General features: G+C 73.3%; 18 protein-coding genes. 8 read left to right on the top strand and 10 right to left on the bottom strand.

Going from position 1 to position 13,997, the window contains the following annotated elements; genetic code table 11:
- Window positions 1–27 precede the first annotated feature (27 nt).
- Together ACIBG7_RS13745 and ACIBG7_RS13740 are read left to right on the top strand one after the other, a co-directional pair.
- On the top strand, window positions 28–195 hold the full coding sequence (locus ACIBG7_RS13745) for a hypothetical protein (RefSeq protein WP_397336357.1): 168 nt from the start codon (window positions 28–30) through the stop codon (window positions 193–195).
- The gene (locus ACIBG7_RS13740; protein ID WP_397336356.1) at window positions 183–518 is read left to right on the top strand and encodes a hypothetical protein; all 336 of its coding nucleotides are present in this window, start codon (window positions 183–185) and stop codon (window positions 516–518) included. Before ACIBG7_RS13745 ends, ACIBG7_RS13740 begins: the two co-directional genes overlap by 13 nt.
- A gap of 10 nt (window positions 519–528) precedes the next feature.
- Here the strand turns inward: ACIBG7_RS13740 and ACIBG7_RS13735 are convergent, their stop codons facing one another.
- Window positions 529–936: a MerR family transcriptional regulator gene (locus tag ACIBG7_RS13735; RefSeq protein ID WP_357923538.1), complete on the bottom strand. Its 408-nt coding sequence runs from the start codon at window positions 934–936 to the stop codon at window positions 529–531.
- Between the two features lie 48 nt (window positions 937–984).
- Here ACIBG7_RS13735 and ACIBG7_RS13730 point away from each other — a divergent pair, with 48 nt between their 5' ends.
- Window positions 985–1,869, top strand: coding sequence for an NAD(P)-dependent oxidoreductase (locus ACIBG7_RS13730; RefSeq protein ID WP_397336355.1), 885 nt, complete (start codon window positions 985–987; stop codon window positions 1,867–1,869).
- Between the two features lie 4 nt (window positions 1,870–1,873).
- Here the strand turns inward: ACIBG7_RS13730 and ACIBG7_RS13725 are convergent, their stop codons facing one another.
- From ACIBG7_RS13725 to ACIBG7_RS13715, 3 genes are read right to left on the bottom strand one after another with little or no spacing between them, the layout of a single operon-like run.
- Window positions 1,874–2,947: a hypothetical protein gene (locus ACIBG7_RS13725; RefSeq protein ID WP_397336354.1), complete on the bottom strand. Its 1,074-nt coding sequence runs from the start codon at window positions 2,945–2,947 to the stop codon at window positions 1,874–1,876.
- Window positions 2,948–2,969: 22 nt separating this feature from the next.
- Complete coding sequence (locus tag ACIBG7_RS13720) at window positions 2,970–3,989, bottom strand: ArsO family NAD(P)H-dependent flavin-containing monooxygenase (RefSeq protein WP_357923544.1); 1,020 nt, start codon at window positions 3,987–3,989, stop codon at window positions 2,970–2,972.
- 57 nt (window positions 3,990–4,046) lie between these two features.
- Window positions 4,047–5,228: an MFS transporter gene (locus ACIBG7_RS13715; protein WP_397336353.1), complete on the bottom strand. Its 1,182-nt coding sequence runs from the start codon at window positions 5,226–5,228 to the stop codon at window positions 4,047–4,049.
- Window positions 5,229–5,314: 86 nt separating this feature from the next.
- Here ACIBG7_RS13715 and ACIBG7_RS13710 point away from each other — a divergent pair, with 86 nt between their 5' ends.
- Window positions 5,315–5,908, top strand: coding sequence for a TetR family transcriptional regulator (locus tag ACIBG7_RS13710; protein WP_397336352.1), 594 nt, complete (start codon window positions 5,315–5,317; stop codon window positions 5,906–5,908).
- On the opposite strand, the gene ACIBG7_RS13705 is transcribed toward ACIBG7_RS13710, so the two are convergent.
- Entirely contained in the window at window positions 5,898–6,536 is a 639-nt protein-coding gene (locus ACIBG7_RS13705) for a TetR/AcrR family transcriptional regulator (protein WP_397336351.1), read from the bottom strand. The two genes, ACIBG7_RS13710 and ACIBG7_RS13705, sit on opposite strands and share 11 nt — an antisense overlap.
- A gap of 86 nt (window positions 6,537–6,622) precedes the next feature.
- Between ACIBG7_RS13705 and ACIBG7_RS13700 the strand changes: the two genes are divergently transcribed.
- Window positions 6,623–7,267 (top strand): DUF4386 domain-containing protein, encoded by a 645-nt coding sequence (locus tag ACIBG7_RS13700; protein WP_397336350.1) that lies wholly within the window; start codon window positions 6,623–6,625, stop codon window positions 7,265–7,267.
- On the opposite strand, the gene ACIBG7_RS13695 is transcribed toward ACIBG7_RS13700, so the two are convergent.
- Both ACIBG7_RS13695 and ACIBG7_RS13690 read right to left on the bottom strand, forming a co-directional pair.
- The gene (locus ACIBG7_RS13695; RefSeq protein ID WP_397336348.1) at window positions 7,260–8,018 is read right to left on the bottom strand and encodes a PIG-L family deacetylase; all 759 of its coding nucleotides are present in this window, start codon (window positions 8,016–8,018) and stop codon (window positions 7,260–7,262) included. The genes ACIBG7_RS13700 and ACIBG7_RS13695 overlap by 8 nt on opposite strands.
- Window positions 8,018–8,971 carry an aminoglycoside phosphotransferase family protein gene (locus ACIBG7_RS13690; protein ID WP_397336347.1) on the bottom strand — a complete coding sequence of 318 codons (954 nt, stop codon included), beginning with the start codon at window positions 8,969–8,971 and terminating at the stop codon, window positions 8,018–8,020. The genes ACIBG7_RS13695 and ACIBG7_RS13690 overlap by 1 nt, the downstream gene beginning before the upstream one ends.
- 121 nt (window positions 8,972–9,092) lie before the next feature.
- Here ACIBG7_RS13690 and ACIBG7_RS13685 point away from each other — a divergent pair, with 121 nt between their 5' ends.
- The gene (locus tag ACIBG7_RS13685; protein ID WP_397336346.1) at window positions 9,093–10,352 is read left to right on the top strand and encodes a carotenoid oxygenase family protein; all 1,260 of its coding nucleotides are present in this window, start codon (window positions 9,093–9,095) and stop codon (window positions 10,350–10,352) included.
- Window positions 10,353–10,372: 20 nt separating this feature from the next.
- Window positions 10,373–11,251, top strand: a complete 879-nt coding sequence (locus ACIBG7_RS13680; RefSeq protein ID WP_397336345.1) for a GntR family transcriptional regulator — start codon at window positions 10,373–10,375, stop codon at window positions 11,249–11,251.
- A gap of 15 nt (window positions 11,252–11,266) precedes the next feature.
- Here the strand turns inward: ACIBG7_RS13680 and ACIBG7_RS13675 are convergent, their stop codons facing one another.
- Window positions 11,267–11,617, bottom strand: coding sequence for a VOC family protein (locus tag ACIBG7_RS13675; protein WP_397336344.1), 351 nt, complete (start codon window positions 11,615–11,617; stop codon window positions 11,267–11,269).
- 58 nt (window positions 11,618–11,675) lie between these two features.
- Between ACIBG7_RS13675 and ACIBG7_RS13670 the strand changes: the two genes are divergently transcribed.
- Entirely contained in the window at window positions 11,676–12,218 is a 543-nt protein-coding gene (locus ACIBG7_RS13670; protein WP_397336343.1) for a TetR/AcrR family transcriptional regulator, read from the top strand.
- A gap of 3 nt (window positions 12,219–12,221) precedes the next feature.
- Here ACIBG7_RS13670 and ACIBG7_RS13665 read toward each other — a convergent pair whose 3' ends face one another.
- Together ACIBG7_RS13665 and ACIBG7_RS13660 are read right to left on the bottom strand one after the other, a co-directional pair.
- Window positions 12,222–12,977 carry an SDR family NAD(P)-dependent oxidoreductase gene (locus ACIBG7_RS13665; protein ID WP_397336342.1) on the bottom strand — a complete coding sequence of 252 codons (756 nt, stop codon included), beginning with the start codon at window positions 12,975–12,977 and terminating at the stop codon, window positions 12,222–12,224.
- Window positions 12,978–13,058: 81 nt separating this feature from the next.
- Window positions 13,059–13,916 (bottom strand): helix-turn-helix transcriptional regulator, encoded by an 858-nt coding sequence (locus ACIBG7_RS13660; protein ID WP_397336341.1) that lies wholly within the window; start codon window positions 13,914–13,916, stop codon window positions 13,059–13,061.
- Between the last annotated feature and the right edge of the window lie 81 nt (window positions 13,917–13,997).

Below are 13,997 nucleotides of genomic sequence, written 5' to 3'. Positions count from 1 at the left end.
GGAGGTGCCGAGACCCGGGCGGGTGAGGTGCTCGTCAAGGTGGCCGCGACCTCGTTCAACCCGTCGGAGATCGGCCTGCGCCGTGGCCTGCTGCACGACGTGCTCGGCCTCACGCTCCCGCACCCGCTCGGCTGGGACGTGGCGGGGAATCGTGCTCACCGGCTCGGGCGATCTCGCCCCCGGTGGCCGGGCTGACCGCGTGGCAGGCGGTGTTCGAGCACGCCCGCCTCCGCCCCGGCCACCGGGTGCTGATCAACCTGGCGCACGGCGTACCTGCCTCGGTGACCGAGCTGGCCGACTCGTTCGTCTCCGTCACCCAGCCGGTCGAGCACCCGCGAGCCGTGCGGTTCGTGGCCCGCAACGACCCCGGCCGGCTCGCCGAGCCGGTGACCTTGATCGACAAGGGCGTGGTGACCGTCGAGGGGGAGACCCGGCCGCTGGCGGCGCTGCTCGGCGTGCATCGCGCCGCCGAGCGCGGCCTCGTCCGCGGCAAGGTCACGCTGTCCGTGGAAGGGTGAGCGCCGGGGCTCAGGCCGGGACGGCGTCCGCCTCGGCGTCGCAGAACGGGCGGTAGCGCTCGTCCATCGACTGCTCGGCCGCGTCGATGTAGCCGGCCAGCGCGGCACGGGACCGGGTCAGCCGCTCGATCTGCTCGTCCAGGCGCTGGAGCCGGGAGCGGGTCGCGACCAGCAGCTCGGGGCAGGCCAGCAGCTCCGGCTCCTCCCCGGTCGCGCACGGCAGCAGGTAGGCGATCTCCTCGGAGGACAGCCCGGCCCCGAGCAGGTGCCGGATCTGCTTCACCCGCAGGATCGCGTCCTCCCCGTACTCGCGGTAGCCGTTCGAGCCGCGCTCCGGGGTCAGCAGCCCCTGGGCCTCGTAGTACCGCAACTGATGGGCGTTGACCTGCGTCCGGCGGCTCAGTTCCCCGATCAGCATCGAATCCCCCTTGACCTTCATACCAGCCTCAAGGTTGACGATAACCCCATGAACTGCACACCCAAGACCTCTGTGACCGTCCTCGGCCTGGGCCTCATGGGCCAGGCGCTGGCCGCCGCCTTCCTGCGGGCCGGGCACCCGACCACGGTGTGGAACCGCACGAGCGCCAAGGCCGACGCCCTGGTGGCCGAGGGCGCGTCGCTGGCCCCGAGCGTCGGCGCCGCGCTCAAGGCCGGCTCCTTGACCATCATCTGCCTCACCGACTACGAGGCCGTGCGCGAGCTGCTCCGCCCGAGCGAGGGCGAGCTCGCCGGCACGATGGTGATCAACCTGACCTCGGGCGACTCGGCCCAGGCCCGTGCCGCCGCCCGCTGGGCCGAGCAGCACGGCGCCGGCTATTTGGACGGCGCCATCATGGCCGTCCCGCCGGTGATCGGCACCCCGGAGGCGCTGATCCTGCTCAGCGGGCCGCAGGCGCACCACGAGAAGCACCGCGCGGCGCTCGGCTCGCTCGCCACCATCACCTATCTGGGCGAGGACCCCGGGCTGGCGGCGCTGTACGACGTGGCCGGGCTCGCCATGATGTGGAGCGTCCTGAACGCCTGGCTGCACGGCACGGCCCTGCTCAGGACGGCCGGCATCGACGCGGCCACGTTCGCGCCGTTCGCCCAGGAGCTCGCCACCGGCGTGGCCGGCTGGCTGCCCGGGTACGCCGAGCAGATCGACCGGGGCTCCTTCCCGGCCGAGGTGTCCGCCCTGGAGACCGACGTGCGGGCCATGACCCACCTCCTCGAGGAGAGCGAGGCCGCGGGGATCAACGCCGAACTGCCGAGGCTGATCAAGGCGATCGCCGACCGGGCCATGGCGGCCGGGCACGGCGGCGAGCAGTACCCGGTGCTGATCGAGGAGTTCAGCAAGCCAGCGGGCCGTTGACCGGTCAGTCGACCTTGCCGAGCTGGAGCCGCACGCCGTCCGACTTGATGCCCATCGTGTCGCGGTGGCGGCTCTTCCCGGTGCGCACGTCCACGACGGCGAAGCCCTTCGCGTCGTCGCCGTCCCTGAGCATGACCAGCACCTCGCGCCCGTTGAGCCACCGGTCCACCCCGGCGGCCAACGGCAGGCTTCCGCGCAGCGACGGCCGGTGGGCGGCGATCTTCCCGGTCCTGACGTCGATGCGGACCAGGCGCAGGTCCTCGGAGAGGCTGGCCAGGGTGCGGCCGTCGGGCGCCAGGGCGAACTCCCGCCCGAGCAGCCCGGCCGGGACGCGGAACCGTTTGACGGTCGACAGGTCCAGGTCGTTGAGGGCCAGCGTGGTGGTGGAGCGCCCGGTCACCAGCGACAGCCACCAGCCGTCGTCGCGCAGGGCGACGACCTGCTCGCTCGCGTTGTGGGTGAGGCCCGTCCGGAAGTCCAGGAAGGCGGTTCCCTCCCACTGGACGTCTTCCGACTCCTGGGGCTGGCCGGGGGAGGAGTCGCTGCCGTAGGCCACCCCGGCGAAGCGGCCGTCGGGGGAGAAGGTGAAGGCGGGCTCGCCGCCCCTGAACCGCACCTCGATCTCCTTGATCGCCCCGGTCGGCAGGTCGCGGACGAGGTAGCGGCCGTCGCCGGCGTCCACGTAGGCCAGCCGGTGGCCGTCCGAGCTCACCCTCAGCGCCTTTCCGGGGTGGGCGGCCGCGACCAGGAACACCTTCCCGGCGGTCGTCACGATCCGCCAGCCGGGCGGCTCCAGCCCTTCCATGGCGTAGGCGTGCCGGATCGGGGCCGGCAGCTTGTCCGGCAACACTCCGGGTTCGTCGTCCGGCGCCGTCTCGGGCGCACTCAGCTCCGAAAGCGCCGAAGGCAGGGCTTGCGGTACGGCTGCCGCCGGCTGGGGGCGCGGCGCCAGCGCGAGGGCGCCGAACCGCAGCACGATGAACGCACTGACCCCGGCGACGGCCACGAGGCCTACGACGATCAAGACCGAGGAGAGCCGCCGCCGGGGCGCGGCTAAGGCCCCGTTCGGGTTGTCCATGATGATCCTCCTAGTGGATCGATCACTTAACCATGGACAGGCCGGCGACGGTGTCGCGGGCGGTGCGGGCGGCGCCGATGAGGGTGGCGGAGGCGGCGCCGGTCCAGTCGCCGTAGCCGAGGAGGTGGAGGCGGGGCTCGCCCACGGCCCGGGTGCCGTGGACCGGGATGTGCCCGCCGGCCGTGCGCAGCCGCAGCGGGGACAGGTGGCCGAGGGCGGGGCGGAAGCCGGTGCACCAGATGATCGCGTCACACTCCAGGTGCGACCCGTCGGCCCAGGCCACGCCGGACGGGGTGAGCCGGGCGAACATCGGCTGGGCCTTGAGCACGCCCCGCTCCCGCGCCTCGCGGACCGGCGGGACGGCGACGATGTCGCCCAGGTCGCCACCCGCCGCGCCGCGGAGACGGCTGGTGGCGAGCTCGAACAGCGCCCGGCCGTCGAGCTCGTCGGGCAGCAGGCGGGGCGGGCGCAGGGTGACCCAGGTGGTGTCGGCGACGGTGGAGACCTCGGCGAGGATCTGCGCGCCGGAGTTGGCGCCGCCCACGACGACCACCCGCTGCCCGGCGAACCGTTCGGGCCCCCGGTAGCCGGCGGTGTGGATCTGGTCGCCCCGGAAGTCCCGCAGACCGGGATAGTGCGGGACGTAGGGGCGCGACCAGGTGCCGGTGGCGCTGATGACCGTGCGGGCCCGCCAGACGCCCGCGGGGGACTCGACGCGCAGCCGGTCGCCGTCCCGCCGCACGGCCTCGACCCGCGCGGGGCGGATCACGGGCAGGTCGTAACGCTGCTCGTAGCCGGTGAGGTAGGCGACCGTGTCGGCGGCGGACGGGTAGCCGCCGCCGGGCGGGGCGGGCATCATGCGACCGGGCAGGGAGCTGTACTGGGCGGGGGAGAACAGCCGCAAGGACGGCCAGGCGTGCTGCCACGCGCCGCCGGGCGCGTCCTGCGCGTCGAGGATGACGAAGTCGGCCTTCGCGCGGCGCAGGTAGTACCCGGCGGCGAGCCCGGCCTGGCCGCCGCCGATCACGACCACGTCGGTCATCGCCCCTCCCTGATTCGAGCCGCTCCAGTTAAGGCCGTTGATTAGAGGGGTGTCAAATCAGCGGCGAGGGCGAGCCGCGTACACGGCCGCACCCGCGACCAGGTACAGCCCGGCCAGCACGCCGAGCGCCCCGGCGAGACCGCCCGGAAGCTCGACCGCGTAGGAGCCGAGCCCGGCGCCGAGGAACAACACGAAGCCGTTGACCGCCATCCCGGTGCCGCGCGCCGGATGGGCGGCCGCCCCCCACAGCGCGATCATCGCGGGCACCAGCAGGGCCACCCCGGCGACGAAGACGACGCTCGCGATCACCAGACCCGCCAGGCTGCCGCCCAGCACCGCCTCGCCGCCCAGCCCGGCCGCCGCGACGGTGAAGCCGAGAAGCGCGGTGCGCGGCACCCCCAGGCGTACGGCCAGCGGCCCCGCCAGGAGCGAGCAGAACAGCGCGGGCAACGCCGCCGCCCGGACCAGCATGATCTCCCCGGCGGACAGCTCGGCCTGGGCCAGGTACGGCCCGAGCAGGCTGTACATCCCGACGAATCCGCCCAGCACCACCAGGTGCCCCGCGGCGAGCAGCAACGAGCCGGGCCGCACCGCGAACCGCACGAGCCCCGCGTAGCGCCCGGCCAAAGACTGCCCGGGCCGGTCCACCTCGGGCTCCCGGATGACGACGAAGGCGGCGAGCGTCAGCACGGCGAGCACGAGGCCGCCCGCGAGGAACGTCCCCCGCCAGCCGGTGAGCGCCGAGAGCGAGGTCGCGGCCACCTGCCCGAGAATGCCCGCGGTGAGGAAGGCGATCGAGATGGCCGCGATCGCCCTGGCCCGCCGCTGCGGAGGCAGTGCCTCACCCAGGTAGGCCAGAGCCGTCGGCGCGAAGGTCGCGGCGGCCAGTCCCTGCACGGCTCGCGCGACGGCGAGGACGCCCGTCGACGGGGCGAGGCTCACCGCGAACGTGGCGAGCGTGAGGGCCGCCAGGCCGTACACCAGGATGCGGCGGCGGCCGAAGTGGTCGGAGAGCGGCCCGTAGATCAGGAACCCGACCGCGTAGGCGAAGGAGTACCCCGCGGCCAGCGCCGCGGTCACCCCCTCCGGCCCGAGGTCGGCGGCCACCGGCTGGCGCAGCGGGATGGACGCGTACAACTGGATCAGCACGACCAGGGCGGTCCCGACCAGCAAGGGGACCGTGCCGGCGCGCGGCGCGGACGGCCGGACGGCGGGCGGGGTGCTCACGATGGCAGACATCAATCTCCAACTCCAACGTTTTAGTTGGAAACACTGTAACGCGCCGCCCGGGATTTGCAACGCGAGCGTTGGATATGCTGCGCGACATGGCCTGGAACACCGCCGAGACCAAGCGCCGGCTCAAGGAGTCCGCGACCGCCGAGTTCGCCGCGCACGGCCTCGGCGGCACCACCATGGAGCGCATCGCGCGCCGGGCCGGGATCAACAAGGAGCGGCTCTACACCTACTTCGGCGACAAGTCCCAGCTCTTCGCCGCGGTCCTGGCCGACGAGCTGAACAAGGTCGCCGCCGCCGTGCCGGTCGAGCACCTCGACGGGCCGGAAGCGGTCGGCGCCTACGCCGGGGCGGTCTTCGACTACCACGCCGCCCACCCGGAGCTGACCCGGCTCCTGCTGTGGGAGGGCCTGCTCGACCTGCCGCAGGTGCCCGAGGAGCCGGCCCGCGGCGAGACCTACCGCCGGAAGGTCGAGGCCTTCGACCGGGCGCAGCGGGCGAAGCTGATCAGCGACGACATCCCCGCGGCCGACCTCGCCTTCCTCGTCCTGGCCCTAGCCGGCTGGTGGTACGCCGTGCCACAGATGGCCCGGATGATGCACCCGGGCGAGCCGGCGACGCCCGCCAGCAGCAAAACGGCCCTCACCCGCGCCGCCACCAAGCTGGCCACCCCGTTCACCGGCTGAGCAGCCGCTCCAGGGCGTCCAGGATGAGCTCGAAACCGAAGGCGAACTCCTCGGCGGGGGTGTAACCGGCCCGCTGCGCCTGCGCGACGGCCGTCTCCCGCAGGTGCGGGTACGACCCCTCGGCCAGCCGTTCGGCCAGCTCGCCCGCGGCCTCGTCGACCGCCTCGAAGGGGAGCTGGCGTTCCTGCAGCGTGAAGCCGTACACGTAGCTGTCGATCACCGAGACCGCGTGCACGGCTCCGGCGGTCGAGAAGCCGGCCCCGCGCAGGCAGCCGAGCACCGCGTCGTGGTGCCGCAACGTGGCCGGGCCGGTGGTGCGCCGCGACTCCATCAGGCCGAGCGCCCAGCTGTGCCGGGCGAGGGTCTCGCGGGCCGAGCCTGCTCGGCGGCGCATCGCCGTACGCCAGTCGAGCTCCGGGTCCGGGAGCTCGATCTCGGCGAACACCGCGTCGACGATCCCGTCGAGGATCGCGTCCTTATTGGCGACGTGGTGGTAGAGCGACATGGCCTCGACGCCGAGCTGCGTGGCGACGTTGCGCATGCTGACCGCCGTGACGCCGCGCTCGTCGGCGACGGCCACCGCCGCCTCGATCACGCGTTCCCGGCTGAGCTGCGGGCGTGCGGGCACTCGGACCTCCTGCTTGACGGCCTTACAGGCGTAAGTGTAGCGTCGGCCTCCTGACTTACGGGTGTAAGGCAGTAGAGGAGCGGGATGTGCTGAAGACGGACAGAATGGCCGGTGTCCTGGCCCTCGCAGGCATGCTCGCCGGCGTGCTGAGCATCGTTCCGGTGCTGGAGGAGCCGGGGTTCCTCGCCCTCGTCCCGGCGCGGGAGGGCCAGCTCCTCCTCGGGGCCGTGGCGCAACTGGTGATGATCCCGGCCTACGCCGGGTTCGCGCTGTGCCTGCATCGGGCGCTGAAGGCCGAGAACGAGACGCTCGCCCTGGGCTTCGTCGGCTTCCGGCTGATCGCGGCGGCGTTCCACTTCGTGGGGGTGATCAGCCTGCCCCTGATCCTCCTGCTGTCCCGGCAGGAGGCCGCGCCCGACGTGGAGGTCCTGGCCGAGCTGCTGCGGACCGGGCGCGACCTGGTCAACCACGTCGCGCTCATCATCGCGCTCGGCCTCGGCGACCTGCTGATGTTCGCCGTGTTCTTCCGGTCGAGGCTCGTTCCCCGCTGGTTGTCGGTCTGGGGGCTGCTCGGAGTGGGGCTCGCCATCGCGGCGAGCGTGCTCGTGCTGCTCGGGGTGACCGGGGTGGTCACCCCGTTCTACCTGGCCCTGAACGCGCCGCTGGCCGTGCAGACCCTGGTCCTGGCGCTCTGGCTGATCGTCCGGGGTCTGGGCCGGCCGGTCAGGTGAGCAGGCCCTCGTGCGGGCCGGCGGTGTAGGAGATGCGCCGGTACCACTCGTTGGCCAGCATCTGGGCGCGGGCCGGCTCCGGCAGCGAGGTCAGCAGGGTCATCGACGCGCCGCGCGCGACCTCCGACTCGTGGGCGTGCATGGCCGCCCACTTGACCTCGGCCCACCGGGCGACGTCGACATGGGCGCTGACCTGGTCGTCCGGAACGCCGGGCAGGGTCAGCCCGGGCGCGGGCGGCGACCCGAACACCGCCTCCCAGTGGGCGGCCACGACGGAGCGCGGGATGGTCGCCAGGTAGACGGCCTTCGGCCGCCAGGGCTCGCCCGCCTCCGGATAGAGCTGGTCGTAACCGGCCGCCTCGACCGCCGCCACGGTCACCCGGTGCGTGTGCACGTGGTCCTGATGGCCGGAGGACCCGTACCCGTCGAAGGTGAGCACGACATCCGGCCTGAACTCCCGGATGTGCGCCACCACCCGGCCCACCGCCTCGTCCAGCGGCACGTCCACGAAGCGGGGACTGCCCGGAGCCGACTCGGGCTTGCCCGCGTCGGCGTACCCGAGCAGCCGAGGCTCACCCGCGCCGAGGATCTCCAGCGAGCGCGCCAGCTCGGTCACCCGCACGCCCTCCGCCCACGTGCAGGTCAGCACCGCGGTCCTCGCGCCCTCGGCGGCGTACTTGGCGAGAGTCCCGCCCGTCCAGATCGCCTCGTCGTCCGGATGCGCGTAGACGCCCAGCACCCCGAGAGCCATCAGCCCACCCTGACGCCGCCCGCGAAGGGCGACGCCTGCCAGTGCTCGACGGCGGGCTTGAGGTAGTCCATCAACTGCGGCAACTGCGGGACCAGGCTGAGCGTGGCGATGACCCGCAGCATGCCGACCGCGTTGACGAAGGCCAGGACGTCCTTGTCCAGCGGCCTGAGGCCGTGGCGCTGCGCGCCGCGGTCGTAGGCGGCCTCGTGCTCGGGCCCGAGCGCGGCCAGGTCCCACTCGACCGGCCCCAGCGTGACCAGCTCGAAGTCGGCGTAGCGGTCGCCGTCCACGCCGGAGAAGATGTTGGCCGGCGGGGAGTCGCCGTGGATCGGCTGCAGGTCGATGCCCGGGAAGCGGGCCTCGAAGGCCTCGCGGGAGCGCACCAGGGGTTCGAGGATCTCCCACTCGCGGCGCGCGCGGTCGAGCTCGGCCGCGCCGATCAGGTCCGGCTGCCCGTCGAGCTGCGCGAGGGCGGCCTCGACGAAGTCCGGGTCGGCCGCGGACAGGAACTCCAGCCGCCCCGGGTAGTCACGCAGCGCCGCGTGCAGGCCGGCCACGCTCTCTGAGTTGGCCACGTAGTCCGGCTCCTTGTCCCGGTCCTCCGCGACGAGCTGCCAGAACGTCATCGAGAACCCGTCCCGCTGCACGGGCTCGCGCGGCACCAGCGGACTCGGGGCGAGCACCGGGACGCCCTGACCGTCGAGCCAGTGCGTCACGGCCAGCTCGTCCCGCTGGCGGCGCGCGACGCCCGCCAGGTCGTCCGTGCTCGGCAGGACGGTCGGCATCCTGGCCACGACCGGCGCGGGCGCGAGGTGGACCACGACGGAGAACAGGTCGTGGAGCACCACGGGGTCGGTCACGGTCAGGCCGAGCTCCCGCCCGGCCGCGACAGCCGCCTCCACGGCGGCGGAGGTCCGGGCGGCCAACTGATCCGGTGTCAGGAAGGTGGTCATGGCTCCCATCTTTCCAGCACCGCCGCCCGGGCAAGATCCCGACGCCTTCTGCATTAGTGCACAGAGGAGCCTTTCCCCTTGTCGGAGCGGGATTGCCGTCGTCCCTGCGTACGGTGTCCCCATGAGATACCTCGAAGGGGACTTCGCCCCCGTCACCGAAGAGATCACCGCTTTCGACCTGCCGGTCACCGGCCGCATCCCCGCCGAGCTGAACGGCCGCTACCTGCGCAACGGGCCCAACGCCCTGGGCGTGGAGGACCCGGCCGTGCACATCTGGGGCATGGGCCAGGGCATGGTCCACGGGGTACGGCTGCGCGAGGGCCGGGCCGAGTGGTACCGCAACCGCTTCGTCCGCACGCCGGGGTTCGCCCCCATGGTGAACGTGATCGAGCATGCCGGCCGTACCTTCGCGATGGCCGAAGGCGGCCTGCCGCCGGCCGAGCTGGACGCGGAGCTCGACACCGTGGGGCTGCGCGCCCTGGGCGGCACCGCGGAGGGCTTCACCGCCGGGGCGCACTCCAAGCACGACCCGCGCACCGGCGAGCTGCACTCCCTGTCGTACATGCCGGGGCACGCCTTCGTGCAGCACATCGTGACCGACGCCGGGGGCACGGTCGTCCGGAGCGTCAGCATCCCCATGGCCCGCACGCCGTTCCTGCACGACTTCGCGCTCACCGAGAACCACGTCGTGCTGTGGGACACCCCGCTCGGCTTCGACGGGTTCGAGTGCCGGTGGGAGCCCGGCCGGCCGACCCGGGTGGGCGTGATGCCCCGCGCCGGGGGCGAGGTGCGCTGGCACGAGATCGAGCCGGTCCACGTCAGCCACACGCTCAACGCCTACGACGACGGCGGGTCGGTGGTGGTCGACCTGGTCACCGCCCAGGGCCCGTTCGACCCGGCCGACCCGGGCGCGATCCGGCCCGTCCTGGACCGCTGGACGATCACCCCGGACGCCCTCCACCAGCGGCGCGTCGACGACCGGCCGCAGGACTTCCCCCGGGTGAACGAGGCCCGGCTGACCCGGCCCTACCGCTACGGCTACTCGGCCGCGACCTCGTTCTACGGGATGCCGTTCGTGCCCGAGGGCGCGCCGCCGGACGACGCCTTCGTCAACGCCCTGGTCAAGCACGACCTGGAGCGGGGGACCGCCGAGGTGCACGCCTTCGGCCGGGACGAGGCGACCGGCGAGGCCGTGTTCGCCGCGGCGGGAGAGGGCGAGGACGACGGCTACCTGCTCGCCTACGTGCACAACCCGGCGCGCGGCGCGGGCGACCTGGTGATCCTCTCGGCCCAGGACTTCACCGGCGAGCCCGTCGCCCGCGTCCACCTGCCCGCCCGGGTGCCGCTCGGCCTGCACGGCAACTGGCTGCCCGACCGCTGAGGCGTGACAGCATGACCGGTGTGAGCGATCCGCATCCGCCGTACCTCCGGATCGTCGCCGAGATCGAGCGCCGCATCGCCGACGGCGAGCTGCGGCCCGGCGACCCCGTCCCGACCACCCGGGCGATCATGCACGACTGGGGCGTGGCGATGGCGACGGCCACCAAGGCGCTGGCCGCGCTCAAGCAGGCGGGCGCGATCGAGTCGAAGCCCCGCGTCGGCGCGGTGGTCGCTTCGCGCCGGCTTCCCTCCCGTACGGCAGGCGGCATCGAACGGGACCGCGTCGTCCGCGTGGCCATGGAGATCGCCGACGCCGACGGGCTGGCCGGCCTGTCCATGCGGGCCGTGGCCGCCAAGCTCGGCGTCGCCACCATGACCCTCTACCGGCACCTGGAGGCCAAGGCCGAGCTCACGCACCTGATCGCCGAGGCCGCCTTCGCCGAGATCGTCTACCCGGAGCCGCCGCCGGGCTGGCGTTCCCACCTGCGGGTGGCCGCCCAGCTCCAGTGGGCGGCCTACCAGCGCCACCCCTGGCTGCCCCGGCTGGTGTCCATCACCCGCCCGGCGATGCTGCCCGCGCAGCTCGCGTACGGCGTGTGGACCCTGCGCGCCCTCGACGGCCTCGGGCTCGACCCGACCACCCGCATGCACGTGTACGGCACGCTGGTGAACTACGTGCGAGGCACGGCGATCAACATCGAGAGCGAGGCCGCCGCCGAACTGGACACCGGGATGACCAGCATCCAGTGGGGCAGGGCCCGGCTGTCGGCCGAGGGGCCGCTGGTCGCCCAGGTCGCCGGGGCCGACGCGGAACTCGACCTGGAGTCGCTGTTCGCCTTCGGCCTCGAACGGGTCCTGGACGGCCTCACCTTCGTGATCACCCCCCACCGCCGGGGCTGACCCCGGGTCCTGAGCCTACGAAGCGGTCTGGTCGGTGGACTGGTCCATGACGATGAGCGTCGCGCCGCCCGGATCCCGGTAGGTGGCCTGGAAGCCGCCGGGGATCTCCGCGGGCTCCTCGACGACGGCGAGCGTCTCCGGGCGGGCCGCGTGGAAGGCCTCGACGCTCTCGACCACGAACACCGGCGCGACCGGCGCGGACGGGTCGTGCGTGTCCAGCATGATCTGCACGTCCGAGCCCGGCAGGCCCAGCGCGACGGTGGTGTCGCCCTCGCGCCACTGCTCGCTGAAGCCGAGGCTGTCGCGGTAGAGGGCGAGCGAGGCCTTGAGGTCGGAGGTCGGGATGAACAGGAACTCGAGCTTCATGGGAGCTGCCTCCTGGTCGTAACTGGATTTCCTCTGAGCATAACGGCATTATGGTGGCGTGCGCGAATGGATCCCGGTTTCGACGTCCCCCAAGGGCCGACTCGTCCTCGCCGCGGTCAAGGAGTTCGGCGCCCGGCCTTTCGAGGAGGTGACGGTCGCCGAACTGGCGGCGGCGGCCAAGGTCACCACCGGCGCGCTCTACCACCACTTCGGCAGCAAGCTCGGCCTGTACGCCTTCGTCCGCGACGACGTCGAACGCCGCCTGCTGGACCGCATGGAGGGCGCCCTGGCCGCCGCCTCCCCGACGTCCCCCAGCCCTGACGGGCCAGCGTCCGTCAACTCGGCCGCCGTGATGTCCGCCCTGCTGGTCGGCCTCGACTTCGCGGTGCGGGAGAACTTCCTGCACATCCTGGGCGAGCCACCCTCCGGCACCGCCCAGGATGCCCTCGCCGACCTGCTCGGCCGCCACGCCCCGGCGCCTCTGCTGGGCCGCATCCTCGCCGCCGCCTGGCGCGCCGCCCTCGCCGCGATCGCCGACGGCGCCCCGCCCGGCCAGGCTCGCGCCGCCCTCGCCGCCCTCCACCTCCGGTCACCCGGCTGACCGCTACCGGTGGGGAACCGACCCGACCAGCCCTCCGTCGACCACCAGGTCCTGCCCGGTGACGTAGGACGCGTCATCGGAGGCCAGGAACGCCACGGCGGCGGCCACCTCGGCAGCGTGCCCGATGGAGCCCAGCGGCACCTCGGCCGCGTTACGCCGGTCGGCCTCCGGGTCCGGGTTGGCCCCGCGGTACATCTCGGTGTCGATGTAACCCGGGCTGACCGAGTTGACGCGGATGCCGCGCGGCGCCAGCTCGGATCCCAGCGTGCGGGCCAGGTTGTGCACCGCGGCCTTGGTCGCCGAGTAGACCGAGGCGACCGGCAGCCCGCGGTGGATCGTCCACGAGGCATTAAGCACGATCGCGCCGCCCTCCTTGAGCAGCGGGAGCGCCTTCTGCACGGTGAAGTAGACCCCCTTGAAGTTGACGTCGCTCGCCTGGTCGAAGTCGGCTTCGGTCAGCTCGGAGCTCAGTTTGAAGACGCCGGTGCCGGCGTTGGCGAAGACCGCGTCGAGGCCGCCGCGCCACGTCTCGACCCGGCGCATCAGCCGGTCCAGGTCGGCCAGGTCGGCGGCGTCGGCGCGGACGGTCAGCAGGCGCGGCCCGGCGTCGAGCTCGGCGGCGGCCCGCCGCAGCCGGGCCTCGTCGCGGCCGGTGATGACGACGTAGGCGCCCTCGTCGAGCAGGCGGCGGGCGGTGGCCAGGCCCATGCCCGAGGTGCCGCCGGTGATCAGGACTGTGCGGTTGGTGAAGCGTTCCATGGCCATCATCCTGGGCGGCTCGCCGCTGGACCGGCAGTGCGTGACGAACCTGGGTCCGTCACCACCACCTTCCGGCCCGCCTCACCCGACGGCGGCCCCCAGGAGGGCGGCGAGGCGCTGCTCGGTGTCCGTGCCCGCCGCGGGCGTGTGCAGCAGCAGGCGGTGACCCGGAAGGTCGGGGAGGGTCAGCGTGGCGTAGTCGAACGTCAGCTCACCCGCGTCCGGGTGCAGGACGGTCTTCCTGCCGGTGCTCGCGCCGCGGATGTCGTGCTCGGCCCAGATCTCGGCGAACTCCGGGCTGACCGCGCACAGGTCCGCCGCCAGGCGCCCGAACTCCGCGTCGTCGGGGTAGCGGGCGGCATCCGCCCGGAACTGGCCCGCGATGGCGTGGGCGGCATCGCGCCAGTGCAGCAACGACGAACGGAAGCGGGCGCCGGCGAAGAAGGTGACCAGGCAGTTGTGGTCGTCCTCGCCGTACCCGAAGACCGCCTCGGCCGCCCGGTTGACCGCCACCAGGTTCCAGTGCCGGTCCAGCAGGTAGGCCGGGCGCGGCAACCAGGAGTCGATCACCTGGCGCAACCCGTCCGGCACCCGCCGGACCGCCACCGGTGGCGCCTGTGGGGGGTTGAGACCGGCCAGCAGGTAGAGGTGTTCCCGTTCGGCCGCGTCCAGGCGGAGCACCCGGGCGATCGCGTCCAGCACCTCGCCGGACACGTTGATCTCGCGGCCCTGCTCCAGCCACGTGTACCAGGACACGCCCACCCCGGCCAGGACCGCGACCTCCTCGCGCCGCAACCCGGGTGTACGGCGCGCGCGGCTGTCCCCAGCGGCCAGCCCCGCCTCGGCCGGGGTGACCCTGGCCCGGCGCGAGCGCAGGAACTCCCGCATCTCCGCGGACCGCCTGGCCCGCGCCTCGGCGGGCAGCTTCGCGATGTGCACGAACGCCATGCTAGGCCCAGCCCCGAAGCCGCCCAGTCCGAGGCCCGGGCCAACCTGTCCAGTGCGGCCGCAAGCTGCTCG

This window comes from Nonomuraea sp. NPDC050328 (assembly GCF_044459405.1).
GTDB lineage: Bacteria > Actinomycetota > Actinomycetes > Streptosporangiales > Streptosporangiaceae > Nonomuraea.
This window is presented reverse-complemented; position numbering and strand designations above follow the sequence as displayed.